25 protein-coding genes are annotated in these 23,669 nt (G+C 35.3%); 4 read left to right on the top strand and 21 right to left on the bottom strand.

The window, feature by feature from the left end; translation table 11 throughout:
• Positions 1-46 precede the first annotated feature (46 nt).
• Genes L1S35_RS00340 through L1S35_RS00330 form a run of 3 tightly spaced genes read right to left on the bottom strand, consistent with a single transcriptional unit; the run spans position 47 to position 1,832 of the window.
• On the bottom strand, positions 47-481 hold the full coding sequence (locus L1S35_RS00340) for a DUF1456 family protein (RefSeq protein WP_236395699.1): 435 nt from the start codon (positions 479-481) through the stop codon (positions 47-49).
• Between the two features lie 11 nt (positions 482-492).
• On the bottom strand, positions 493-1,296 hold the full coding sequence (locus tag L1S35_RS00335; RefSeq protein ID WP_236396467.1) for an alpha/beta hydrolase: 804 nt from the start codon (positions 1,294-1,296) through the stop codon (positions 493-495).
• 14 nt (positions 1,297-1,310) lie between these two features.
• Complete coding sequence (locus tag L1S35_RS00330) at positions 1,311-1,832, bottom strand: hypothetical protein (RefSeq protein WP_236395698.1); 522 nt, start codon at positions 1,830-1,832, stop codon at positions 1,311-1,313.
• A gap of 149 nt (positions 1,833-1,981) precedes the next feature.
• Between L1S35_RS00330 and L1S35_RS00325 the strand changes: the two genes are divergently transcribed.
• Complete coding sequence (locus L1S35_RS00325) at positions 1,982-2,383, top strand: excinuclease ABC subunit B (RefSeq protein ID WP_236395696.1); 402 nt, start codon at positions 1,982-1,984, stop codon at positions 2,381-2,383.
• Positions 2,384-2,579: 196 nt separating this feature from the next.
• Here L1S35_RS00325 and L1S35_RS00320 read toward each other — a convergent pair whose 3' ends face one another.
• From L1S35_RS00320 to L1S35_RS00270, 11 genes are all read right to left on the bottom strand, one after another.
• Positions 2,580-3,086 carry a GNAT family N-acetyltransferase gene (locus L1S35_RS00320; protein WP_236395694.1) on the bottom strand — a complete coding sequence of 169 codons (507 nt, stop codon included), beginning with the start codon at positions 3,084-3,086 and terminating at the stop codon, positions 2,580-2,582.
• Positions 3,087-3,090: 4 nt separating this feature from the next.
• Entirely contained in the window at positions 3,091-3,924 is an 834-nt protein-coding gene (locus tag L1S35_RS00315) for a hypothetical protein (protein WP_236395692.1), read from the bottom strand.
• 10 nt (positions 3,925-3,934) lie between these two features.
• Positions 3,935-5,926 (bottom strand): excinuclease ABC subunit UvrB, encoded by a 1,992-nt coding sequence (uvrB, locus tag L1S35_RS00310; RefSeq protein ID WP_236395691.1) that lies wholly within the window; start codon positions 5,924-5,926, stop codon positions 3,935-3,937.
• A gap of 92 nt (positions 5,927-6,018) precedes the next feature.
• Positions 6,019-7,221, bottom strand: a complete 1,203-nt coding sequence (locus L1S35_RS00305; RefSeq protein ID WP_236395689.1) for a DUF3570 domain-containing protein — start codon at positions 7,219-7,221, stop codon at positions 6,019-6,021.
• Positions 7,222-7,232: 11 nt separating this feature from the next.
• Positions 7,233-7,442, bottom strand: a complete 210-nt coding sequence (locus tag L1S35_RS00300; RefSeq protein WP_236395687.1) for a DUF4266 domain-containing protein — start codon at positions 7,440-7,442, stop codon at positions 7,233-7,235.
• Between the two features lie 9 nt (positions 7,443-7,451).
• Positions 7,452-8,372 carry an FAD:protein FMN transferase gene (locus L1S35_RS00295; RefSeq protein ID WP_236395685.1) on the bottom strand — a complete coding sequence of 307 codons (921 nt, stop codon included), beginning with the start codon at positions 8,370-8,372 and terminating at the stop codon, positions 7,452-7,454.
• Positions 8,373-8,381: 9 nt separating this feature from the next.
• Positions 8,382-8,804 carry a thioredoxin family protein gene (locus L1S35_RS00290; RefSeq protein WP_236395683.1) on the bottom strand — a complete coding sequence of 141 codons (423 nt, stop codon included), beginning with the start codon at positions 8,802-8,804 and terminating at the stop codon, positions 8,382-8,384.
• Between the two features lie 99 nt (positions 8,805-8,903).
• A complete protein-coding gene (gene nudK / locus L1S35_RS00285) occupies positions 8,904-9,485 on the bottom strand; it encodes a GDP-mannose pyrophosphatase NudK (protein WP_236395682.1) in 582 nt (193 codons plus the stop codon).
• A 15-nt stretch (positions 9,486-9,500) separates the two neighbouring features.
• Positions 9,501-10,163 (bottom strand): thiamine diphosphokinase, encoded by a 663-nt coding sequence (locus L1S35_RS00280; RefSeq protein WP_236395681.1) that lies wholly within the window; start codon positions 10,161-10,163, stop codon positions 9,501-9,503.
• 128 nt (positions 10,164-10,291) lie between these two features.
• Positions 10,292-11,107 carry a DUF4249 family protein gene (locus L1S35_RS00275; RefSeq protein WP_236395680.1) on the bottom strand — a complete coding sequence of 272 codons (816 nt, stop codon included), beginning with the start codon at positions 11,105-11,107 and terminating at the stop codon, positions 10,292-10,294.
• 3 nt (positions 11,108-11,110) lie between these two features.
• On the bottom strand, positions 11,111-13,483 hold the full coding sequence (locus tag L1S35_RS00270) for a TonB-dependent receptor (RefSeq protein ID WP_236395679.1): 2,373 nt from the start codon (positions 13,481-13,483) through the stop codon (positions 11,111-11,113).
• A 134-nt stretch (positions 13,484-13,617) separates the two neighbouring features.
• Here L1S35_RS00270 and L1S35_RS00265 point away from each other — a divergent pair, with 134 nt between their 5' ends.
• Positions 13,618-14,289, top strand: a complete 672-nt coding sequence (locus L1S35_RS00265) for a hypothetical protein (protein ID WP_236395678.1) — start codon at positions 13,618-13,620, stop codon at positions 14,287-14,289.
• A gap of 56 nt (positions 14,290-14,345) precedes the next feature.
• On the opposite strand, the gene L1S35_RS00260 is transcribed toward L1S35_RS00265, so the two are convergent.
• The 5 genes from L1S35_RS00260 to L1S35_RS00240 all read right to left on the bottom strand — a co-directional run bounded on the left by L1S35_RS00260 (position 14,346) and on the right by L1S35_RS00240 (position 19,597).
• The gene (locus L1S35_RS00260; protein ID WP_236395677.1) at positions 14,346-16,568 is read right to left on the bottom strand and encodes an NADP-dependent isocitrate dehydrogenase; all 2,223 of its coding nucleotides are present in this window, start codon (positions 16,566-16,568) and stop codon (positions 14,346-14,348) included.
• A gap of 248 nt (positions 16,569-16,816) precedes the next feature.
• On the bottom strand, positions 16,817-17,167 hold the full coding sequence (rplS, locus tag L1S35_RS00255) for a 50S ribosomal protein L19 (RefSeq protein ID WP_236395676.1): 351 nt from the start codon (positions 17,165-17,167) through the stop codon (positions 16,817-16,819).
• Between the two features lie 125 nt (positions 17,168-17,292).
• A complete protein-coding gene (locus L1S35_RS00250) occupies positions 17,293-18,303 on the bottom strand; it encodes a Gfo/Idh/MocA family oxidoreductase (protein ID WP_236395675.1) in 1,011 nt (336 codons plus the stop codon).
• Between the two features lie 3 nt (positions 18,304-18,306).
• Complete coding sequence (trmD, locus tag L1S35_RS00245) at positions 18,307-18,984, bottom strand: tRNA (guanosine(37)-N1)-methyltransferase TrmD (RefSeq protein WP_236395674.1); 678 nt, start codon at positions 18,982-18,984, stop codon at positions 18,307-18,309.
• 163 nt (positions 18,985-19,147) lie between these two features.
• Positions 19,148-19,597 (bottom strand): DUF1569 domain-containing protein, encoded by a 450-nt coding sequence (locus tag L1S35_RS00240; RefSeq protein WP_236395673.1) that lies wholly within the window; start codon positions 19,595-19,597, stop codon positions 19,148-19,150.
• A gap of 76 nt (positions 19,598-19,673) precedes the next feature.
• Here L1S35_RS00240 and L1S35_RS00235 point away from each other — a divergent pair, with 76 nt between their 5' ends.
• Both L1S35_RS00235 and L1S35_RS00230 read left to right on the top strand, forming a co-directional pair.
• Positions 19,674-20,606 (top strand): peptidylprolyl isomerase, encoded by a 933-nt coding sequence (locus L1S35_RS00235; RefSeq protein ID WP_236395672.1) that lies wholly within the window; start codon positions 19,674-19,676, stop codon positions 20,604-20,606.
• 100 nt (positions 20,607-20,706) lie between these two features.
• Positions 20,707-21,021: a c-type cytochrome gene (locus L1S35_RS00230; protein ID WP_236395671.1), complete on the top strand. Its 315-nt coding sequence runs from the start codon at positions 20,707-20,709 to the stop codon at positions 21,019-21,021.
• A gap of 35 nt (positions 21,022-21,056) precedes the next feature.
• Here the strand turns inward: L1S35_RS00230 and L1S35_RS00225 are convergent, their stop codons facing one another.
• Positions 21,057-22,331: a glucose-1-phosphate adenylyltransferase gene (locus L1S35_RS00225; protein WP_236395670.1), complete on the bottom strand. Its 1,275-nt coding sequence runs from the start codon at positions 22,329-22,331 to the stop codon at positions 21,057-21,059.
• Positions 22,332-22,361: 30 nt separating this feature from the next.
• Positions 22,362-23,588 carry a glycogen synthase gene (gene glgA, locus L1S35_RS00220; protein WP_236395669.1) on the bottom strand — a complete coding sequence of 409 codons (1,227 nt, stop codon included), beginning with the start codon at positions 23,586-23,588 and terminating at the stop codon, positions 22,362-22,364.
• Positions 23,589-23,669 lie beyond the last annotated feature (81 nt).

Here is a 23,669-nt window from a genome sequence, read left to right as displayed (position 1 = left end):
TGGTTTAAGAACAAGTAAATATATACTTTACCCTAATATAAAAAAATTATTTTTTATTTTTTCCGTTTTTATATTGAACCTTTTCAACAACTTGAACTTTTGGCGTTTGCTTTTTATCTTTTGGATTGAATGGTTTTTTCTTGGAATCCGTTTTCGGTTTGAATTCTGTTTTCGGTTTGAACTCAACTTTAGATTTTTCAGCTATATTTTTCTTAACAATTTCCTGATTTTGCCTGATGACATCCATAGCATTTTTTGGATTTTCTTTCGTACCACGAAGATGAATTACCAATCCGTTTAGGAAATTGCGCAACACTTGGTCGCCACATTCCATATATTTTGGATGATCGGCATTTCTGAAAAAAGCTCCAATCTCTGACGTAGAAATCCTGAAATCTACCAATTGCATAATTTCTACAATCTGGTCATCACGAAGTTGCAAGGCCACACGTAGTTTTTTAAAGACATCGTTGTTATTCATTTTTTACTTTTTTAGAATAGCCAAAGGTACGCCTTTTTAAAACTCTCACGCCACAATTTTTCGTTGTGCTGTCCGCCTTTGACGATTACTTCTTTGTTTAGTTTTTTGCATTCACAACGTTTGGTGTTTACCCAGTGTTCTATGTTTTTCATATCGCGAATAACATCATCATCACCTTCGTTATCGCCGCAGAGGAAATAAACTTTGGTATGAAAGTCTTTGGTTTTCGTCAATAAATCATTCATTTCATTTCTACCAAACCAAAAAGAAGGCGAGAAGCAACCCACTTTTCCGAATACATCAGGATATTTTATGGCAGCATAAAACGAAACCAATCCGCCAAGCGAACTTCCAAAAATGGCTGTGTTTTTTGCATTAGTTTTGGTTCTGTAAGTTGCATCCACTTTTGGTTTTAAGGTTTTGACAATAAAATCCAAATAATCATCGGCTTTGCCGCCACCATATTTGGCATTTTTATATGGAGTCAATTCCTCTATTCGTTTGTCGCCACCATGTTCAATGCCAACTACAATGACTTGTGCGCTGATGCTGTCTAAGGTTTCATCTATGTTCCATTCGCCGTAGGCCGCAGTTTTTGCGTCAAACAAATTTTGCCCATCGTGCATATATATTACAGGATATTTTTTGGTGGAAGTGGTATAGTTTTTTGGCAAATACACCCAAATTTTTTTCGAAATTTTTAGTTGTGGAGCATCAATCGTAAATGTAGAAACTTGCTTACTGGCTGTGCTTTGTTGTGCATTTGCTGTACAAAGAACAAATAAAAAAAGGAATGCTGAAAACTGTTTCAAAATGGTAATTGTTAGATTTATTCTTCGACCGTTTTGTCTTTAGCTTCGCTCTGTTCTTTCGAAGCTTCTGAATTGCCTCGATTCTTTTTATCTTTTTTGTCTTTTTTGCTACTCTTGCTTTCGGAGATTAAGGCTTTATATTTTTCTTTTTGTGCCGGATTTAAATAAGAGTTGATAGTGGCTTCTGTTCTATCCGTAAGTGCTTTTATTTCTTTTGATTTTTCTTCCTGAGATGATTCCTTTTTAGAGACAATATCTATGTTCTTAATACTTGAAGCAATTTCATTTCTTATAGCAATAGCCTGAAGTTCGTCTAATGCTAACTCCGTTTTTAAGTTAGCCATTATTTCATCAATTTTTTTAGTTTTAGCTTTTTCAATTTGCTCCGCTGAAGGCTGTGATGAGGTGTTTGAGTAATCTCTGGCAATATCTCTATTATTGCGCCCTAATCTATTATAGTTATAATAATCGTTGTATTGCGAAAATGCAGTTACAGAAGTAAGCAACAAACCAAAAAGCGCCATTTTAAAAGTATTCATGAACTACGTTTTTTAAAGAAGTAAAAGTACAAAAATATTCCTTTCATCATTTTTTAAAACGTATGACGAAACATAAAGATTGCATTTCAAATGAATAAATTATTAGTATTTCACAAAAAATTATATTTTAGCTGAAAAATTATATGAGCATGAACGATTACAAAGAAAGATTGTCTCTTTTATCCGAAATGATTGCGTTTTCTGTTATTGACGGAAGACTGCATGAAAGAGAGTATCTTTTTTTGACCATGATTGCCGAAGAACTTCAAGTTGACAAAGGCGATTTTATGAATCTTTTTCATCAGGAAGAATATCCTGTTGTCATTAAATCGGAGTTTGAACGTATCCAACAATTCTATCGTTTGGCTTTACTCATGCATTGTGATGGCGTTTTACACGAACGTGAACAAAACAAAATCCATGAAATTGGCATCAACATGGGATTAAATCCACACGCTATTAAACGTGTTTTGAAAGCGATGCAGGATTCACCAACCAAAATGATTTCTCCGGAATTTTTATTGGAAGTTTTCCAGGAACAACTGAATTAATCCAGCCGGTAGGCTTAAATTCTGGGTTTTCTCACAATTTCTCCAATAAAGAAAAGTAAACTGAATATCAGGAAAATAATATTTACTATCGAGGCAAACGGAGGAGCAAATTCCGGCCAAAGCTGACCAAGAAGAACCATGAAATTAAGGATTACGAGCACGATTAAAATAGGTTTTTTGTTCATTTCGTTTGGTTTTAATTAATTATTTTCTCAAAAGCTTTTCTGATTCCACCTCTAAATATCACTTCGCCACAATAGGTATATCCTAATTTTTCAAGAATTTTAAGCATCGGAATGTTATCAAAATTAGTATCGACTTTGATGCTGTAGATTTTGTTATCTATTGCTAAATCTTCGGTAAAAAGAAAAATTTTCTGTGCCAAACCTTTCCCTAAATAAGCATCAGAAATGGCAACTCTGTGCACTACTACAAAATCTTCATTGGTCAGCCAAGTTCCTTTTATATGTTGATAAGCAGGTTCATCATTAAAAACAATAGCAGCATAACCTACGATTGTATCATTGTCATTTAAAACATAACCTATGCCTTTTGCAATGTCTGTTCGAATTACATTTTCATTTGGGTAGCCATCTTGCCATTGCTGACTTCCATCATTTTTTCTGCGGACAATGGCTTGCTGAATGATAGTCCATATTTGAGGGATTTCCAATAAAGTAGCTTTTCTGAAATTATAATTCATATGCTTAAAATTGATACCCAATTCTTATCAAAGGGGAAACTTTTGTCCAATTCCATTGATTTACATCATATTTTATATCTCCATATATTTCAACATGTTCAGTGATGTTTTCCTGAGGAACAACTCTATCGCTTATCTCAAGCCTTGTAGATTTATCATTGGTAAATGTTTTCATAAAATAGACTTGTAATTCGGCTGAAACAACTAAGTTTTTGGTAATGCTATATTGTGGTTTAAAAACCGGACCTAATCCAAAGCTATAAATATTACCAATCCTATCATCAACAGTTATTGTTTGTTCATACAAAGGGCTGTTGTCTGAAATGGTTTCCTGATAAATAGAATAACTATAATCGCTTTTTCCTTTCAGGTAATAAATAGAAGCTAAGTCGATTCCAAAATCAAAATCAAAATTATTGGCCAGATGAATTCTTTTGGCAATACCTACAAAAACATTGATATGGTTTTGGTTGTATTTGAAGTTTTGATTGACTTCTGTTCTGTAATTATCTGCTGTATTTATAGTTTCAAAATCCTGGTGTTCTTTGATGTCTCTTATGGTAATTCCCAATCGAACTCTAAAAACAGCATTGTTTTTAATCCTTTCGTAGCTGATTCCAAATGCATTTGAAAATGAGCTTCTGGAATAATTGTTTTTTTCTGTTGGATAAGTATTTATTACCCAATCATCATTGTAAAATTCCCTTATCGAATTTTGTATAGGCTGATAAAATTCAACCGAAATTGTATTCTTCTTTTTTGTTTCAGTTTTTTTTAATTCCTGTGAATGAACTCCAAGTGAAATTAAAAGTAGAAAATAGGAGATAGTTTTTGTCATGGCTTTTATTTTATGAGATTCTTTCCTGCAAACTTTTAATTTCATCCCTAAGTTTTGCAGCCTGCATAAAATCCAAATCTTTGGCAGCTTTTTCCATCGCTTTTCGGGCATCACGGATTTTCTTTTCGATTTCAGGTTTGGATAAATACAAACTTTCGGGTTCGGCAGCTTTGGCAATTTTGTCTTCAAAGTATTGTGTAGAAACCGAGTTACTTCCCAAAGCGCTTCCCAAACTTTTGTTCAGTGCTTTTGGTTCTAACTTATGCAAAGTATTGTAGGCAATTTGCTTTTCGCGACGGTAATTGGTGTCGTCTATGGTTTTTTGCATGCTGTTCGTAATTTTATCGGCATACATAATGGCTTTTCCATTTACATTACGCGCGGCACGACCAACGGTTTGTGTCAACGAACGATGGCTTCTCAGGAAACCTTCTTTATCAGCATCTAAAATTGCCACAAGTGAAACTTCTGGTAAATCCAAACCTTCACGCAATAAATTCACACCAATCAATACATCAAACAAACCCTTACGCAAATCCTGCATAATTTCTACACGCTCCAAAGTATCGACATCCGAATGAATATAGCGACAACGAATCGAAACTTTAGTTAGGTATTTGGTTAGTTCTTCCGCCATTCTTTTGGTTAAAGTCGTTACCAAAACTCTTTCGTCGGCTTCACATCTTACCTGAATTTCTTCTATTAAATCATCAATCTGATTCAGACTCGGGCGCACTTCTATAATTGGGTCTAATAATCCTGTCGGACGAATAACCTGCTCAACATAAATTCCTTCAGATTTTTCTAATTCGTAATCAGCAGGCGTTGCCGAAACATAAATGACTTGGTTTTGCATGCTTTCAAATTCCTCAAACTTCAACGGACGATTGTCCATTGCGGCAGGCAATCGGAAGCCATATTCGACTAAATTTTCCTTCCGGCTTCTATCGCCGCCATACATGGCATGAACCTGAGAAATCGTTACGTGGCTTTCGTCCACAACCATCAAATAATCATCAGGAAAATAATCCAGCAAACAGAAAGGGCGTGTTCCGGGAAGACGTCTGTCTAAATAGCGGGAATAGTTTTCAATTCCGGAGCAATAACCCAATTCGCGTATCATTTCCAAATCAAAATTGGTGCGTTCTTCTAAACGTTTCGCTTCGAGATGTTTACCGATTTCTTTGAAGTAATCGACTTGTTTTACCAAATCCTGTTGGATGTCCCAAATCGCAGCCTGCAAAACATCAGGCGATGTTACAAACATATTCGCCGGATAAATATTCAGTTTTTCGTAGCGTTCTAAAACTTTGGAACTTTTGGCATCAAAGGCTTCTATTTCTTCAATTTCATCACCAAAGAAATGCACGCGATACGGTTCATCAGCATAACTCGGAAAAACATCAACGGTATCGCCTTTAATTCGGAACGTTCCAGGCGTAAAATCGGCTTCGGTTCTGGAGTATAAACTTTGTACCAAACGGTGTAATAATTTGGTACGCGATATGACTTCTCCTTTGGCAATCGAAATTACATTTTTCTGAAATTCAACCGGATTTCCAATTCCATATAAACACGAAACCGAAGAAACCACAATAATATCACGACGACCTGAAAGCAGGGCAGAAGTTGTGCTCAGACGCAGCTTTTCTAATTCGGCATTGATGGATAAATCTTTTTCGATATACGTTCCCGTTACCGGAATAAAAGCTTCAGGCTGGTAATAATCGTAGTAAGAAACGAAATACTGCACCGAATTATTTGGAAAAAACTGTTTGAATTCGGAATATAATTGGGCTGCCAAAGTTTTATTATGTGCCAAAACTAAAGTTGGTTTGTCAATGTTTTGTATCACATTAGCAACGGTAAACGTTTTCCCCGAACCGGTAACACCCAATAAAGTCTGGTATTTATCATTATTGAGAATTCCGTTGGAAAGCTTCTCAATAGCTTGTGGTTGATCGCCGGTAGGTTTATAATCGGATACGACTTGGAATTTCATTTTTGAAGTAGCTGAGTTGCAAAGTAGCTAAGTTACAAAGTTAAAAGCAGAAATCAGTATACTTTTAACTTTGTAATTTATATTTAAGCTAACTACTTAAACTGCAATGCTAACGTAATGATATGAGAATCCAGACCATTATTTCGGGTGTAGTAACCATATCGCAATTCCAGGCTATGTATTCGTTTTATATTAAAAATACCTTTATCACTATCGGTTAAGTGATAGCCTAATCCAATCATATTACTGCTGAATTTAGACAAATCATAATCGCTGGTGTAAAACTCATCAATTGCCTGATGCTGATAGATTGGCTTAAAATATTTGGCTTCACTCTGGGCATAAAAACGATAAGGCAATGACAAGGAAGAAAACGCGGTTAATTTAATACTTGGTTCCAAACTAATTGTATGTGAATTAATTCCCCAGTTGTCATAATAGTATCTGTAAAAAGTACGCAGAATAATTCGATCATTTAAAAAGTAATTTGCTCTTAAACCAACCGGAATTTTAATACGGTTTGAAGGCAATTTTTCCGAGTTTACACTCAGGTTATCAAAGTAAACCCTGTTGAATTTGGTTGCTAATAATCCTTCCTGATAGCCTAAATCTGCTAAGAGTGCAATTTGAAATTTCTTATTAATGACTTGGGACAAAGTTAATCCTAAGTTATAGGAAGTCCTTGGTTTTGTATCCAAATGATCGGCTTCGTTATCTGATGGATTGTTCCTCAGTTCAATGGGCAGGATTACTTTCCAGGTATCAAAAAATGCCATTCCCTTTACTGAAAACTCCCGATTTTTATCTTTAGAAGTTTTTGTAAATCCGATATTGGCACCAATTGACGTATAATCATACTCAGCTGAGAAAGAAACGCCGGCATGCAAGCCATAATTCTTTTCCAAATTCGTATAATTATAATCGGCAGAAGGATAAACTCTAACATCTTGATAAGAGGCTGATGAAACGGAGTTTGGATCAATTTTATCTGAAGAAGCCGAAGTATAACTGTCTACACCAAGGTTGAGATCAAAACTATGAATGTTATTCTTTTTATCTTTTTTCGATAAAATAACTTCAAGATTGGTTGCGATATCGGTTAGTTTTTCAGTTCCAACACCACCCGTTACGGCCGAATTGTCTCCATCTTGTGTATAGTAACTCGAAATGAAATTGATTTCTTCAATTTTCAGTTTTTGTTTTTTATAGTTTGTTGCGATTGAATCATTTTGGGCTTTCGCCTGAAAAGAAAACATTAGGGCAAGCATTGCTGCTGAAATTACTCTTTTTTTCATTTGTCAAATTATTAATTACAGCCACAACCACCACCGGTTTTGCCTCCATTAGCACCCGAACTGCCTTCTCTGTAGAGTTGAAAAGTGTTTTCGAATTTTTCGGTTTTTTTGGATGTTAATACCATTTCAGCATCATTAATTTTTGCCTTCTGGTATTCTTTAACCGATTCGCACGAAGAAAGCGAGTAGGTTAGGACAAGGATTAAAAGAAACTTCTTCATATTTTTTGTTTAGGAGATAGTAATATTTTTAGAAAAATAGGTTTTGTCATTATCATCAATAATGATGCAGCCTATGGTTTTTAATTGGTTGATGAAATCCATTCCAACCGCAATTCCCATAACAGTTACAGGAGTTGCTAATGCATCTGCGATTTCGGCATTGTCTGCTATAATGGTAACGCTTTTTATTCCCGAAACAGGAAAACCGGTTTTTGGATCAATAGTATGCGAATATCGTTTGTTGTCAATAAGCACAAACTTCTCATAATTACCAGATGTTGCTACAGCTTTGTTGGTAATTTTAAATGTTGAGAAAAGCGATTTTTTCTGATTTGGATCGGCAACGCCAATGGTCCAAGGTTCGCCATTTTCCTGATAACCCCAAGCGGATAAATCTCCGGAAGCATTTACAATTCCGCTTAGAACATTATTTTCCAATAGTTTTTTCTTTGCCATTTCCGCAGCATAACCTTTTCCAATTCCGCCAAAACCTATTCGCATCCCTTTGTTTTTTAAAAATACAGTTTGATTATTTTCGTCTAATATGATGTTTTCGTAATTAATTAGGGCAACCGATTTTTTAGCAGTTTCAGCATCGGGTAACGAAGTCATATTCAAATCAAAATTCCAAAATCGTTTATCAATGCTGCCATAACTCAAATCAAATGCACCTTGGGTAATTTTAGAAATAAACTGGCTTCTTTTTATCAATTGAAAAACTTCTTCGGTTACTGCTACAGGCTGGATTCCTGCATTTTGGTTTATAGTGTATGTTATGCTTTTTTCTGAAAATGTGGTTAGTAAAGCTTCTATTCTTCTGATTTCTTCAATAGCAATTTCAAAAAGTTCCTGAGCAATGATTTCGTTTTGCTCAATCAATGTGAATTCAAATTGATTTCCCATTAATCGGGTTTGCTTTTTGAGTTGCATACTATCTGATTATTTCAATTTACTGATGAATTCAGCAACTGTTTCCTGAGGTAATTCTTCCCATTTGCGTATTATTTTTCCATTTTCATCAAATAAAATAATTAAAGGAAACAATCCGTTTGGGTTATATTTTTCTGCTAATTTTTCGTTTTCTGAAGTTTGCTCTTTGGATAAGGCATTTTTTTTCTGTCTCGGAAAATCAGCATTAAAGACAATAAGATTTGAAGCTGAGAATGCTGCAAAAGCTTCGGAGTCGATGAAGCTTCTTTTAAATTTTACGCAAGGTGAACACCAGTCGGAACCAGAAAAGAAGAACAATACTTTTTTATGTTCCAGTTTTGCTTTTGAAAATGAATTTTGCAGGGTATTTACTTCCTGAGAAAAAGAATATAGCGATAAACTTAAAAGTAAAAGAGTTAAAATACGTTTCATGGCTGTTATGAATTATTGTAGAATAAAAGTGATTGAATTTGAATTGTATATTTAATGCTTGATTAATTACACTGAAAACAATTGCACACCACATTTACCCTACCAGTATAAATTAATTTTTGCGTGCTGAAGCAACATAATTGTCTTTGCATCCTTTATTTCTCCTGAAGCAATCATGGCATAAGCTTCGTCAAAATCAAGTTCCAAAACTTCAATATTTTCCTGTTCATCGGCAATGCCACCTCCATCATTGACTTTCATGTCTTTGGTATATTCAGCTGTAAAAAAATGGACAATTTCTGTTACAGAACCAGGCGACATATAAACTTCAAATACTTTTTCAACTGATGAAATTTTATAGCCGGTTTCTTCTTCAGTTTCTCTGCGAATGCATTCTTCGGCGTTGTCTTTGTCCAATAATCCGGCGCAGGCTTCAATCAGCATTCCGGTTTCATTTCCATTTAAATAGGTTGGCAATCTGAACTGACGTGTGAGGATAATTGTTTTTGTCTTTTTATTATACAGCAAAATTGTGGCACCATTTCCTCTGTCATATGCTTCACGCGATTGTGTTTGCCAAGTTCCGTCTTTTTTGAGATAATTGTAAGTTACTTTTCGGAGTGTATACCAGTTGTTGGACAGCACTTTAGTTTCGGTGATTTCTATTTTAGGGTTTTTCATAAGGTAAATAATGGCTTAGTCCCAACATTCCATTAGCAACAAATCGCCTTCCTTGTGAATGATGGAAACAATTCCATCCTGGATTACATGATTGCTGCTGCCGGTTCGGTAACCAATAGTTAAATCTTCATGGTTTAACGGATAAAAAAGGTTTTTAGTATGGATACCAGTAACTTTTCCAATCGGAATTAACGATAAAATGGTGTTGGCGGTATACCATTTCTCAAAAACTGTGGGCAGCAAATACACTTTAGAATGGTCGTCGAGAATCACAACTTTTAGGAGATTTCTGTAGGCAACAATATTCGTTAAATTGGTAATGGTATGATCGGCGCGTCTTCCGGTTGCCCAAATAACATTGGCTGCTTTGTGCCCTTTTTCGATTAAATAATCAAATGCTTTTTCTAAATCGGTTTTGTCCTGGTTTGGAGCATACACGATTTCGATTGGATATTGCTTTTCTTTGTAATGATTGACATCAAAGCCGCGGTCAAAATCACCCAGCAACACATCAACTTTTATTCCCAATTCGAGAACACGTTCAATAGCCGAATCTAAAACGATGACTAAAGGCGACCATTCGAGCAATTGTCCTAATAATTCAGAACTACAGGCTTCACCATTGGCAATGATTAAAGCAGGTTCTTGATCGTCGCGAACGATGTGGTGTGATGACATTTTAATGTACGAAGTTAGAAGTTGGAGGTACGAAGTGTAAAAGTAATAAAAAAGTACGAGGGACGAAGTTGGAAGTACGAAGTCAAACTTTATTAACTTCCCACTTCGTACTTTGTACCTCGTATTTTTTACTGAATGATATATTCGTTTACAGAAGTTTTGCTCAGTCTGAAATAGCCCAATGCAAAATTGTCAAAATTTGTTCGATTGACCACATTACCTCTCACTGTTGATGTTGGAGTCGAAAAAGGACCTGCACTATTCGTGCCTGTCTGGGTCAATAAAATGTTCATGTAGTTGTAATAGTTTAATGTTACACCGTTTAAAGTACACTTCAGTGTATCACCGGGTTTTAAATCCTCACTGTAGTATAAACTGAACATTTCGTTATTTTGAAAGAATCGGTCTTCTATTACCCCGTACTCCGGAATCACTTTATAAGGATCATCAATTTTTATAAAGTAATGGTTGGTTTCGTTGACAAGATCATTGAAAAAGAATTTGACTTCAGTTTCATTGCCAAGAAAACCGGCATCATTTTTTTGTTCAACTCGTATGATTTGTGGCGTATCAAGTAAGTTGTCTGTGGCAGTATAAGTTTCTCCTTGATACAAAATAGTTAGCGTATAGGTTTCATTTACGATTGGAGTGAAATCAGTACAGACGTAAGTTCCCGGAGTTGTATTTTGTACAAAAATGAATACTTGTCCCTGACTGTTTGTAATAGTGACTACAGCATCTGTGACCGGAGGGACTTCGGTTGCAAAATAATCTGTAGTTGTTGACAGTCTTATTTTTTGTTGACTGCCATCGGTTCCTTCATACCAATTGATGGAGGCTTCCACAACTAATTTAGGTTCACCGGTAGCAAGACTCACATCAATTACTTTTTCACATGAAGTGAAAGAAATGATGATTAAAATGAGTAGAATTATCTTTTTCATGTTTTAAAACTTTATGTTATAAGTTGCGCTCGGAACGAAACCGAATATGGTTAATCGAACGGCTTCATTAGCAGCAGTTTCATCGTTTTGTCTAAATGTGATGGAAGCCGCATTTTGTCTGTTGTAAATGTTATATATTCCAAATACCCATTCAGACTGCCATTTTCTACCTTTATTTTTTCTGGGAGTCATTGTCGCAGAAACATCTAAGCGGTGATAGGCCGGAAGATTTTCCTTGTTTCTGCTGGTATAGCTTGGAACTGTAATTCCCTCATAAACATATTGCCCATTAGGAAAAGTAACGGGCTGTCCGGTCTGGAGAATGAAATTAGCACCAAAACGCCATTTTTCATTGAGTTTGTAATTTCCCACTACAGCCAGATTATGCGTTTTATCGAAGCCGGTTTTGTACCATCTGCCATTATTAATTCCGGTTTCTTCTGCAGTTCTTCCCGGTACTTGCTGTTCGGTTCTTGAAAGTGTATAGGACAACCAACCTGTTGTTCTGCCTTCATTTTTTCTGAATAGAACTTCCAGTCCATAGGCTCTTGCTTTTCCATTGAGTATTGCCCTCTCAATTGCTTCATTGGCAATCAAATTAGCGCCATCAATATAGTCAACCCGGTTTTTTATTTTTTTGAAAAAGGTCTCAACTTCCAGAGAATAGGCATCGTCTTTAAAATTTTGAAAATAACCAAGAGCTACTTGGTCAAGTAATTGTGGCTTCAGGTATCGATCACTTGGTGCCCAAACATCCAAAGGAGTAGGAGATTGTGTGTTGGAAATCAAATGTAGGTATTGTGACATTCGGTTGTAACTTGCCTTAACTGATTGATGCTCGTTCATAGCATAGGAAATGGCAAATCTTGGTTCGAGATTGTCAAATTTAGCAATGGTTTTATTCTTCCCGTAATGGATGGTACCATTTGGTTCGGCACTTTCATAAATAGAAAACTCCGGATTGAAAACTACTGGTTGATTGTTTTCATAGGTATTTAAAGTCTGCAGTCCAAGTCGCAGAAAAGTACTAAAGCGTAATCCATAGGAAAGCGCAATTTTATCGCTTATCTCATGTTCGGCATCCATATAAATAGCCGATTCAAAAGCATATTTTTTGTCAAGTTGATCGGGATTAATACTTGAATCTTCACCAGTTGGACTAATTGTTCCGGGGTTAAATTCATAATAATTCCCGTGAACCCCATAAGTGAGCTTTAATTTGTCGGTTAAATAATGTTTGAAATCGTATTTGAGATTGAAATTTTTTATACCGCTTTCCCAGTTAAGCCCAATAAAATCCAATTGTAATCCATAATAATAGTCAGAGTATATTAATGATAAGTTTGAAAAGAGCTTATTGGAAAACAAATGATTCCAACGTAAATTTAAAATAGAATTTCCATAGGTATTCTTAAAGCTATCACTCAATTGAAAAACATCGCGGCCAAAATAACCGGACAGGTAGATGTTATTCTTTTCGTTTAAAGAATAGCTGAGTTTGGTATTCAAATCATAGAAGTAAGCCGAATTCGGGTTATCAATTAATTTTAAAAACAAATGAGCATAAGAGCCTCTTCCGGCTACTACAAACGAACCTTTGTCTTTTACAATTGGACCTTCGGCAAGTATTCTGCTGGTTATCAGTCCAACTCCGCCATTCACATGAAAACTATTTTTATTTCCTTCTTTTTGATAAATATCCAAAATAGAAGATAATCTGCCGCCATATCTTGCAGGGATTCCACCTTTGTAAAGTTTTAAGTCCTTTATGGCATCTGGGTTGAATACCGAAAACAGACCAAAAAGATGTGAAGAATTGTAGATTGTGGCTTCATCAAGCTGAATCAGATTTTGATCTGCGCCACCACCACGAACGTTGAATCCGGATTGTCCTTCACCAGCATTGGTAACACCAGGCAATGTTAAAATAGATTTTATAATATCAACTTCACCAAAAAGAACAGGCATTTCCTTTATTTCCTGAATAGTGAGTTTGTTTACACTCATTTCAGGTTTTTTGATGTTTATTCTTTTCTTATTTTCAACTATAACGACTTCATCTAAAACTTGTGTGTTGACAGTCAGTAATATATTTTTCTTTAAATCTTGAGTTAAGGAAATTTTTTCCTGAGAATTTATATACCCAACATAACTTGTTGTCAATGTATAATTGCCTTCAGGTAGTGTTATGGAGTAAAAGCCGTATTCATTTGTACTAAAAGCTGTTTTGGTTTCTTCAATATAAAGCGAAGCGCCAATAAGTGTTTCTTTATTCTTGTCATCAAAAACGGTCCCACTGATGGTATGCTTTTTTTGTGCCAATAAAACAGTTGGAATCAATACTAAGTAAAAAAGCAGGTTTATTTTTTTCAACATAATTTTTAATTGTGTATTGAGAGTTTGTCTTAACAAATTTAGTTTAAAAGTCAGTATAATTTGTTAACTTTTGGTTAATTACAAGGTTTTTTTGATTTGATTTTAGATACTTTTACAACCTAAATAAACGGTTCATGAAAGCAGGTTTTGCTTTTTTATTTATAGTAATTGTTTCCTTCAAAGGTTTCTCTCAATTTGAGTTGCCTAAGAAGACAATTTCAATTGCACCAATTTCAAATCCGAAAGGCAACGTTTCTCCGACTTCTTCAAAGGCAATAACTTATCCAAGTATTTTTGATAAAAAAGACAAATTAGGAGAAAGTGTTTCGTTACTAAAGAAAAAACCTGAAGAAGAAAAAAGCATTTTTGAAAAAGAACAATTTGATAGTCCGGCTAAAGTCTATACAGATAAAATGAACAAGCAAGTTGAGGATGGTAAAATTTATGATTATTATAAAAAAGATTATCTTTTAGCAACTTATAAATGTTCAACAACGATTGCAAAATTTGCACTTAAGGATTACGGCGATCCCGATGGAGATGTTGTTCGTATTTTTCTTAATGACGAAGTTATATTTGATGCAATTACTTTAGAGAGAGGTTATAGAGAAATTCAATTAAATCTTAGAAACGGTCAAAATCTATTGGTAATTGAAGCACTTAATGAAGGCATGGTTTCGCCAAATACAGCTCAGTTTTCTATCTTTAATGACAAGGGCGAAATTATAGGGAATAATCTTTCGGGCTTGTTGACTAATGTAAAAGCTACGATTATTATCAATAAAGTTGATGTTTTAGGAGAATAAAAAAAGCGATTTCGTTCTGTAACGAGACCGCTTTTTTATGAAATATAAATTTAGTTTTATACCAATTTCGATAAAATTGTATTGAATGTTCCGCTTGGGCGCATAGCTTTTTCAGTCAATTCATAAGATGGTTGATAATAACCTCCAATGTTTTGTGGTTTTCCCTGTGCTCCAATTAACTCTTCGTTAATCGTACTTTCGTTAGCATTTAATTCAGCTGCAATTTGAGTAAATTTTGCTTGTAATTCCGCGTCTTTGGTTTGCGTTGCTAAGGCTTCAGCCCAATACATCGCTAAATAGAAGTGTGATCCTCTGTTGTCTATCTGTCCAACTTTACGTGCGGGAGATTTGTCATTAGCCAAAAATTTCTCTGTAGCTACATCCAAAGCTTCTGCTAAAACCATAGCTTTTGGATTGTTTTGTGTTTGACTTAAATGCTCTAATGAAGCTCCAAGAGCCAAAAATTCTCCTAAAGAATCCCAACGCAAATAGCCTTCTTCTATAAACTGTTCGATATGTTTTGGAGCAGAACCACCAGCTCCGGTTTCGAATAAACCTCCTCCATTCATTAACGGAACAATTGATAGCATTTTAGCTGATGTACCAACTTCCAAAATCGGGAACAAATCCGTTAAATAATCACGCAATACGTTTCCTGTAACTGAAATAGTATCTAATCCCTGGCGGATTCTTTCTAAAGTTAATTTAGTTGCATCAATCGGATTCATAATTCGGATGTCTAATCCATTTGTATCGTAATCCTTTAAATAGTGGTTTACTTTTTTGATGATTTCTCTATCGTGCGCTCTGTTTTCATCTAGCCAAAAAATAGCCGGAGTTGCTGATAAACGAGCTCTGTTTACGGCTAATTTAATCCAATCCTGAATTGGAGCATCTTTGGTTTGGCACATTCTGAATATATCACCGGTTTCAACAATTTGTTCCATATATACTTTTCCATCTGCATCAGTAACACGGATTGTTCCGTCAGCAACTGCCTGGAAAGTTTTGTCGTGTGAGCCATATTCCTCTGCTTTTTGCGCCATCAAACCAACATTAGGTACAGAGCCCATAGTTCTTGGATCTAAAGCTCCATTTGTTTTGCAGTCTTCAATAGTAGCAACATAAACTCCGGCGTAAGATCTGTCTGGGATTAAAGCAAATGTATCCTGAGCTTTTCCTTCATTGTTCCACATTTGTCCCGATGTTCTTATCATTGCCGGCATAGATGCATCAACGATTACATCAGAAGGAACATGCAGATTTGTAATTCCTTTATCAGAATTCACCATTGCGATAGCCGGACCGTTAGTAATTGCCGCATCAATTGCCGCTTTTATTTCTGATTCTTGCGGATGCCCAGCAATTTTAACATATAAATCTCCTAAACCGTTATCAGCTTTATATCCTAATGATTTGAATACATCAGTATATTTTGTAAAAACATCTTTGAAATATACTTCGACGATAGCTCCGAAAATAATTGGGTCGGAAACTTTCATCATCGTTGCCTTTAAGTGCGCTGATAATAAAACCCCGGCAGCTCTTGCTTCTTCTATTGTTGCAGAAACGAATTCTTTTAACGCTTTTAAATTCATTACCGATGAATCAATAACTTCACCTGCTTTTAAAGAAGATAAACCTTTTAATTCTTTCGATGAACCGTCTTTTCCAATGAATTCGATTTTGAATTGAGCAGCATTTTCAACAGTAACTGATTGTTCGGTCCCGTAGAAATCGCCTTGACTCATCGAGGCCACTTTGGTTTTAGAATCTTTAGACCAGGCACCCATTGAATGTGGATTGGCTTTGGCATAATTTTTAACTGCTTTTGGCGCTCTACGATCAGAATTTCCTTCACGCAAAACCGGATTCACGGCAGATCCCAATACTTTGGCATAACTAGCTTTTATTGCTTTTTCATCTTCATTTTTAGGATTGTCAGGATAATTAGGAATTGCAAATCCGTGTTTTTGTAATTCAGCTATAGCATCCGATAATTGCGGAATAGAAGCAGAAACGTTTGGTAATTTTATGATGTTGGCTTCCGGAGTGGTCGCTAACTGACCAAGCTCTGACAATGCATCACTTACTTTTTGGTTGTCTTTTAAATATTCCGGAAAATTAGATAATATTCTTCCTGCCAGTGAAATGTCTCTAAGTTCTATATCAATATTTGCGGGTGCAGTAAATGCCTGTACAATAGGTAAAAATGAATAAGTTGCCAACATTGGTGCCTCATCAGTAAGCGTGTAATGAATTTTGGAATTTTGAGTCATTAGTAGTATTATTTATTCGAATTGTTAGGTTTATATTGCTTTAATAACGAAAATGCTCATTTTCAAGCATGCAAATATAAAGAAATCGCATCTAACCGCTATTTGTTTTTGGCGAAATCGTTTGAATTGTGAAATTGTTATTTTAAGTTTAAAAAACTGTCGATTTAATAAAATAACAGATTTAAATTGAGAGAATAAAAAAAGTCCCGACAAAATCGAGACTTTTTTTATGAATAGAAAGTTTAGAATTATCTTCTTCTTTCTTTGATTTTTGCTTTTTTACCGGTAAGTTCTCTAAAGTAGTAGATACGAGCTCTTCTAACTTTACCTCTTTGGTTAACTTCTACTTTTTGTAAAGCTGGCATGTTTACCGGGAAGATACGCTCTACACCAACTGCACCAGACATTTTACGGATTGTAAAAGTTTCAGTTACTCCAGCACCTTTTCTTTGGATTACAACTCCTTTGAAAAACTGAGTTCTTGTTTTTTCACCCTCTTTAATTTCGTAGTAAACTGTGATAGTATCACCAGCACCGAACGCAGGGAAATCTTTTTTTGTTGATAATTCGTTATTAACGAAATCTACTAAATTTGCCATTTTTGTACTTATTATGGTTTTAAATCTGAGCAACATTCACGGTTTTCGCCAGAGGTTGGTCAAAGTGGGGGCAAAGATAAAAAAGAAATATCAATTATGAATTATGAATTATGAGTTTTTTTGAGTTAAACTAATAATTTTAATTGCAATATAATGTCTTGATTATCAACCGAAAATTCTTTGTTGTTACGAATACTTTGATAAACTTCATCAAACAAGGCATTGAAATTACCTTTTTTAGAAGTAATATATTCCGTTACTTTTTCTCCTTTATCATTATAATAAGTCAATTTTCCTTCTTTATTTGGCTTTTCCAAACCAAATTCAGGATGCAAAGGCGACATGCCTTCAATAAGTTGGTTTTCCTGTTCATCGCAAAATTCTTTAATAAAACTTCCTTTGGTTCCGTGTATAATAATTCCGGGTTGTGGATCTGAAATTAGTAAACTTGTTGTTATAAATACATTGACTTTATTCGGAAATAATAGATGCATAAATCCAAAATCATCAACCTGTGAATTTTCGCGATAGCTGTTTTTGGTTCCAAAATGACGTATTGGTGTTCCAAAAATTGAAATCGCCTGATCAATTAGATGTGAACCCAAATCATACCAGATTCCGCTACTTGGAATTGGAGTTTCCTTAAAATATTTTACGCCAATTTCGGGTCTGTATCGGTCAAAACGGAGATGCATTTCAACAATATTTCCCAATTTTCCGGAATTGATGATTTGTTTTGCAGCCATGATATCACTGCTCCATCTTCTGTTGTGATAAACAAATACTTTGCGGTTTACTTTTTCAGCCAACGCCAAAAGCGTTTCAAATTCTTCAGCTGTTGTTGTAGCCGGTTTTTCAATTAGAATATGCTTCTTTGCTTTTAAAGCTTGTTGAGCATAATCAAAATGAGTTTCATTAGGCGTATTGATTACAACCAATTCAATTTTTTCATCCGAAAGTAAATCGGTTATCTTTGAAAAACTGATAATTTTGGGATAATCGTTTACTGCTTTATTTTGATTTCGTTCCAAAACAGCATAAAGTTCAAAGCCTTTATTTGTTTCTAAAAAAGGTGCGTGAAAAACTTTGCCCGACATTCCATAGGCAAGCATTGCAGAAACTATTGGTTTTTCCATATTTTATTCTTTCAGTAAATCCGGACGACGATTTTTAGTGTGTTCAAACGCTTTATCCTCGCGCCATTTTTCAATTTTGGCAAAATGACCGCTGGTTAAAACCTCGGGAACTTTCCAGCCTTTATAATCTGCCGGACGAGTATAAATTGGTCCCGACAATAAGTTATCCTGAAAACTATCGGTCAATGCCGAAGTTTCATCGGATAAAACGCCTGGAATTAATCGGATGATGGCATCACAAAAAACGATAGCGCCAATTTCGCCACCACTCAAAACATAATCGCCAATCGATATTTCTTTGGTAATAAAATGGTCGCGAACACGCTGGTCAACACCTTTATAATGTCCACAAAGAATAATGATATTTTCATACATCGAAGCGGTATTTGCCATCTTCTGATTCAAAGTTTCACCATCGGGCGACATATAAATGATTTCGTCGTAAGTTCTCTGACTTTTTAAATGCGTAATACAATCATCAATGGGTTGTATCATCATAACCATTCCGGCACCACCACCAAAAGGATAATCGTCAACGCTTTTTTGTTTGTTCGTTGTATAATCCCTTAAATTATGAAAATGAACTTCCACCAATCCTTTTTCGATGGCGCGCTTCATGATTGAGCCTTCAAAAGGACTTCGCAATAAATCCGGTAATATGGTAATAATGTCTATCCGCATGGCGCAAAGATATAAAATAGAATGTCACATTGAGCTTGTCGAAATGAGGAGCTGTTTCCAGCTTTCCACTCTATCTTTTTTATCCTGAACTTGTTTCAGGATCCTAAAACAAGTTCAGGATAAAAAAGGATGCCGTTGCAATCTGGGCTAGGGCTTTACATTTTTAAACACCAAACTGTTTTAAATGATGATCCAAATGCATGGTTTGCAGTTGACTCCATTCGTCATAAGTCATTTCTCCGAAAAAAGGATGCTTGGTAGTCTTGACAGCTTTTTGACCTAAGTCCGAAAAATGGTTAATTCTTTCAATTAGCCCTTTCTTGGTTTCCTCAAAATCGTAAGTTCCTTTTCTAATAAAGCTCGGAGCAGTCGGACTGTTTTTCTTAAACTCTTTTGATTTAAGCATTTTGCCTTTCACCATTTTTCCTAAAAGCTGCATCAGGAAATTAGCTTTCATCGGAGTTTTTCCAAAAGCAAAGTCCATAGGTGCCTGGCAGTGTGAAAGCATTTGATCAACGGTCATTTTTCCCCATAGTGCTTTGCTTTCAGGAGAAAGATTATTGATTCTGGAAATAATAATTTCGTTATCGGCTTTGTTATAAATAGAACTCATTTTTTTTCGTTTTTATTGGTATTCAAAAATACAATTTTATGCAGTATCTTTGCGCCACAAAATAAAAATTCAGATTATGGAAAATGGAATATACGCTAAATTCAACACAACTAAAGGTTCGATTTTAGTAAAACTAACACACGATTTAACTCCGGGAACTGTTGGTAATTTTGTTGGATTAGCCGAAGGACAATTAGAAAATTCAGCAAAACCAATGGGAAAACCTTATTACGACGGATTAAAATTTCACAGAGTAATTCCCGATTTTATGATTCAGGGTGGTTGTCCACAAGGAATCGGAACAGGTGGTCCGGGTTACAACTTTGACGATGAGTTTCATCCAACTTTAAAACACGATAAGCCGGGAGTTTTGTCAATGGCAAATGCTGGTCCGGGAAGCAATGGTTCACAGTTTTTTATAACGCATGTTCCAACAAATTGGTTAGACGGAAAGCACACTGTTTTTGGTCACGTTATAGAAGGTCAGGATGTTGTTGATGCCGTTGCTCAAGGTGATTTGATTGACAGTATTGAAATCGTAAGAGTAGGAGAAGAAGCTCAAAAATGGAATGCTATCGAAGCTTTCAGAACATTTGAAGGTTCAAGACAAAGAAGAATTGAAGAAGCAAAAAAGCAAGCTGAAGAAGCAATGGAAAAATTGGCTGCCGGTTTTGAAAAAACAGCAAGTGGTTTGCGTTATAAATTCATCCAAAAAGGAAACGGAAAACAGGCGGAAGCCGGTAAAACAGTTTCAGTTCATTACACCGGACAATTAGAAAACGGAAAAACATTTGATTCTTCTTATCCAAGAAAAAAACCAATTGAATTTCCTTTAGGAAAAGGACATGTAATTGAAGGATGGGATGAAGGAATTGCTTTGTTGCAAGTTGGTGATAAAGCCCGTTTTGTTATTCCGTCTTACTTAGGATACGGTTCAAGCGGTGCTGGTGGTGTAATTCCACCAGACGCAACTTTAGTTTTTGACGTAGAATTGATGGATGTGAAGTAGTCATGATGTGCTCAGGCCTTAAGATTTAATTAAGATTAATTTCCCAATAGTTTCACTGTTGGGATTTTTTTTATATTTACTTGAACCAAAAAACAAAAACATGAAATATAAAGTACTTGCCTTATCCGTTCTAGCCTTAATCATTTATTCCTGTGCGTCTAAATCGAGTGTTCCAACAACAGAAGTTAAGAAAACAGAACCAACAGCTGAAGTTAAAATAGCAACAGTAATGACGCCGGAACTGGCAGAAGGCAAAAGTTTGTACGAAAACAATTGTGCCAAATGTCATAAATTATATGATCCAAAAGATTTCTCTGCAGAACAGTGGAAACCAATCGTAGCAAGCATGCAAAAGAAAGCACATTTAGATGATGCGGCTGGACAAAAAATATACAACTACGTTACAATGAATTAAAAAAATAAATCCCGAGCAATCGGGATTTATTAGCTTTATATTGTAAAGCCATTGGGTATAACAGCTCCTTTTTTTACCACTATAATTCCGTCCTTAACGGTGTACAATTCGGTATTTGTGTCTTCTAAATGTTTGCCGCCATTGAGTCGAACATCATTTCCAATTCTGCAATTTTTATCTACAATAGTATTGTTAATAAAGCAACGTTCACCAATGCCTATATTAATAATTCCATGCATATTGTTCGTCCTAATCTCTTCTATATTTTGATAATAATCATTACCCATTAAATAAGAGTTTATAATGGATGAACCATAATCAATTCTGCTTCTAATTCCAATTACTGAATGCTCAATAGTGGTACCGTTTATAATACAACCTTCGGCGACAACAGATTTATCGACTGTAGAGGCACCCGTAATTTTTGATGGTGGCAAAACCCTTGCACGCGTGTAAATTTTACTGGAATTATCGAATAAATTGAACTTTGGAATATCATCCGTCAAGCCCAAATTAGCTTCAAAAAAAGAATCAATATTTCCAATATCTGTCCAATATCCTTCGTATTGATAACTCAATATTTTTTGTTTTCCAATTGCTTGTGGAATGATTTCTTTTCCAAAATCCTTGGTATCGGGGTTTTTCATTAACTCAACTAACAATTCCCTATTGAAAATATAAATCCCCATCGAAGCTAAATAAAGTTTTCCTTCCGCTTTTGACTCTTCACTCACTTCTGAAGTCCATTCGGGAAGTAAACTCACATTTGGTTTTTCAATAAATGATGAGATAAAATTTTCTGAATCCGTTTTCAGAATTCCAAATTCCGGTGCTTCTTTGGCAGTTACCGGTAAGGTTGCGATTGAAATGTCAGCACCGCTTTTTTCGTGAGCTTTAATCATTTCATTAAAATCCATTTGATACAATTGGTCGCCCGATAAAATCAAAGCATAATCAAAATCATGATTCATAAAATGAGTCATACATTGTCTAACCGCATCGGCTGTTCCCTGAAACCATGTTGGATTATCAGGCGTTTGTTCTGCCGCCAAAATATCGACAAAAGCCAGACTGAAATGACTAAAATGATAGGTGTTTTTGATGTGTTGGTTTAAGGAAGCCGAATTAAATTGGGTTAAAACAAACATCCTTTTAATGTCTGAATTAATACAATTAGAAATCGGAATATCAACTAAACGATATTTTCCCGCAATCGGCACGGCTGGTTTTGAACGACTTTCGGTTAATGGTGATAATCTTGAACCTTGTCCGCCACCTAAAATAATGGCTAATGTACTTTTATTTATCATGGTAAAATTAACGTTTGATTGTTATGTAAATTAAGCTTTTTCTTTTTCAAATCTTGCAATTACTTGCTCATAATAGTTAAAGGTCGTTTTGGCAATCGATTCCCAACTGAATTTTTCTAAAACGCTCTGTCGTCCTGCTTTTCCCATTTGGTTTGCCAGATGGTCATCTTCTAGTAAAAGATTGACTTTAGCTGCAAAATTCTTTTGAAATGTTTCAGGATTTTTTGGATTAAAATCGGTTCGGGAAATGCTTTCCAATTCGATTAAATAGCCTGTTTTTCCTTCTTGAATTATTTCCGGAATTCCTCCAACAGCACTTCCAACAACGGGAGTTTCGCACGATAACGCTTCTAAATTGATAATGCCAAAAGGTTCATAAAGCGATGGACAGGCAAAAACTCGGGCATGACTGTAAAGCACTTTGACTTTTTCGCGCGGAAGCATTTCTGAAATTAAAATTATTCCGTCGCGTTGCGATTTTAAATCGGCAATAAGTTCTTCAGTTTCTTTAGCTATTTCAGGCGTATCCGGTGCACCTGCGCACAATACAACTTGACAATTTTTATTAAAATATTTTGCCGCCGAAATCAATTGTGAGATTCCTTTTTGACGCGTAATTCTACCTACAAAAAGCACAAAAGGAATCGCCGGATTTATTCCGTGTTCTTCTAATAACTGATTATCAAAAGTGGGTTTGTAAAATTCAGGATCAATACCGTTATGAATTACCGTTACTTTTTCAGGATTTATGCCATAAGCTTCAACCACATCTGTTTTCATTTGCTGGCTAACTGCAATTACACCATCGGCAGTATTGTAAGCATGATTTTCTATCCAACGGGAAAGAAAATAGCCATTACCCAATTGTTCTACCTTCCATGGGCGATGTGTTTCTAAACTATGTGTAGTCAGAATTAAAGGTACTTGCAACAATTCGCGTGAAAATATTCCGGCCAAATGTGTGTACCAAGTATGGCAATGAACAACATCGGCTTGCTTCGTATGCTGTGACATTTCTACATTTTTACTCAAATTATGAAACATCTTAATATGCGGATTGGTTTCATCTTCCATTTTGGTTAATGAAGATTGAATGCCCAAAACGTTCATTGATGTTAAATGTTCCTCCTGATTTCCAAAACAGCGTACTTCAACATCACCTAATTTGGCTAGTTCCTGACTCAGAAAATCAATATGAACTCCGGCACCGCCATATATGTTAGGAGGAAATTCATTAGTAAAAAGTGCAATTTTCATAAAGAAAACGGGATTTAATAGGTTATGCAGTTTATAATTTCTTAAAATTAAGAAAATAAAATGTTTTTACTACATTTATAA

Origin of the sequence: Flavobacterium anseongense, assembly GCF_021608185.1 — a bacterium.
Taxonomy (GTDB): Bacteria; Bacteroidota; Bacteroidia; order Flavobacteriales; family Flavobacteriaceae; genus Flavobacterium; species Flavobacterium anseongense.
Note: the sequence above shows the minus strand (reverse complement) of the source record. Positions and strands in the feature narration are given on the sequence as shown.

What these genes read in the sequence shown, in the direction of transcription:
- L1S35_RS00330 (WP_236395698.1), bottom strand. Translation starts at nt 1,832, where the DNA reads ATGAATACTTTTAAAATGGCGCTTTTTGGTTTGTTGCTTACTTCTGTA.
- L1S35_RS00250 (WP_236395675.1), bottom strand. Translation starts at nt 18,303, where the DNA reads ATGGAAAAACCAATAGTTTCTGCAATGCTTGCCTATGGAATGTCGGGC.
- trmD (WP_236395674.1), bottom strand. Translation starts at nt 18,984, where the DNA reads ATGCGGATAGACATTATTACCATATTACCGGATTTATTGCGAAGTCCT.
- glgA (WP_236395669.1), bottom strand. Translation starts at nt 23,588, where the DNA reads ATGAAAATTGCACTTTTTACTAATGAATTTCCTCCTAACATATATGGC.
- uvrB (WP_236395691.1), bottom strand. Translation starts at nt 5,926, where the DNA reads ATGAAATTCCAAGTCGTATCCGATTATAAACCTACCGGCGATCAACCA.
- L1S35_RS00340 (WP_236395699.1), bottom strand. Translation starts at nt 481, where the DNA reads ATGAATAACAACGATGTCTTTAAAAAACTACGTGTGGCCTTGCAACTT.
- L1S35_RS00265 (WP_236395678.1), top strand. Translation starts at nt 13,618, where the DNA reads ATGAAAGCAGGTTTTGCTTTTTTATTTATAGTAATTGTTTCCTTCAAA.
- L1S35_RS00320 (WP_236395694.1), bottom strand. Translation starts at nt 3,086, where the DNA reads ATGAATTATAATTTCAGAAAAGCTACTTTATTGGAAATCCCTCAAATA.
- L1S35_RS00230 (WP_236395671.1), top strand. Translation starts at nt 20,707, where the DNA reads ATGAAATATAAAGTACTTGCCTTATCCGTTCTAGCCTTAATCATTTAT.
- L1S35_RS00295 (WP_236395685.1), bottom strand. Translation starts at nt 8,372, where the DNA reads ATGCAACTCAAAAAGCAAACCCGATTAATGGGAAATCAATTTGAATTC.
- rplS (WP_236395676.1), bottom strand. Translation starts at nt 17,167, where the DNA reads ATGGCAAATTTAGTAGATTTCGTTAATAACGAATTATCAACAAAAAAA.
- L1S35_RS00290 (WP_236395683.1), bottom strand. Translation starts at nt 8,804, where the DNA reads ATGAAACGTATTTTAACTCTTTTACTTTTAAGTTTATCGCTATATTCT.
- L1S35_RS00240 (WP_236395673.1), bottom strand. Translation starts at nt 19,597, where the DNA reads ATGAGTTCTATTTATAACAAAGCCGATAACGAAATTATTATTTCCAGA.
- L1S35_RS00235 (WP_236395672.1), top strand. Translation starts at nt 19,674, where the DNA reads ATGGAAAATGGAATATACGCTAAATTCAACACAACTAAAGGTTCGATT.
- L1S35_RS00275 (WP_236395680.1), bottom strand. Translation starts at nt 11,107, where the DNA reads ATGAAAAAGATAATTCTACTCATTTTAATCATCATTTCTTTCACTTCA.
- L1S35_RS00305 (WP_236395689.1), bottom strand. Translation starts at nt 7,221, where the DNA reads ATGAAAAAAAGAGTAATTTCAGCAGCAATGCTTGCCCTAATGTTTTCT.
- L1S35_RS00315 (WP_236395692.1), bottom strand. Translation starts at nt 3,924, where the DNA reads ATGACAAAAACTATCTCCTATTTTCTACTTTTAATTTCACTTGGAGTT.
- L1S35_RS00260 (WP_236395677.1), bottom strand. Translation starts at nt 16,568, where the DNA reads ATGACTCAAAATTCCAAAATTCATTACACGCTTACTGATGAGGCACCA.
- L1S35_RS00280 (WP_236395681.1), bottom strand. Translation starts at nt 10,163, where the DNA reads ATGTCATCACACCACATCGTTCGCGACGATCAAGAACCTGCTTTAATC.
- L1S35_RS00325 (WP_236395696.1), top strand. Translation starts at nt 1,982, where the DNA reads ATGAACGATTACAAAGAAAGATTGTCTCTTTTATCCGAAATGATTGCG.
- L1S35_RS00270 (WP_236395679.1), bottom strand. Translation starts at nt 13,483, where the DNA reads ATGTTGAAAAAAATAAACCTGCTTTTTTACTTAGTATTGATTCCAACT.
- L1S35_RS00300 (WP_236395687.1), bottom strand. Translation starts at nt 7,442, where the DNA reads ATGAAGAAGTTTCTTTTAATCCTTGTCCTAACCTACTCGCTTTCTTCG.
- L1S35_RS00225 (WP_236395670.1), bottom strand. Translation starts at nt 22,331, where the DNA reads ATGATAAATAAAAGTACATTAGCCATTATTTTAGGTGGCGGACAAGGT.
- nudK (WP_236395682.1), bottom strand. Translation starts at nt 9,485, where the DNA reads ATGAAAAACCCTAAAATAGAAATCACCGAAACTAAAGTGCTGTCCAAC.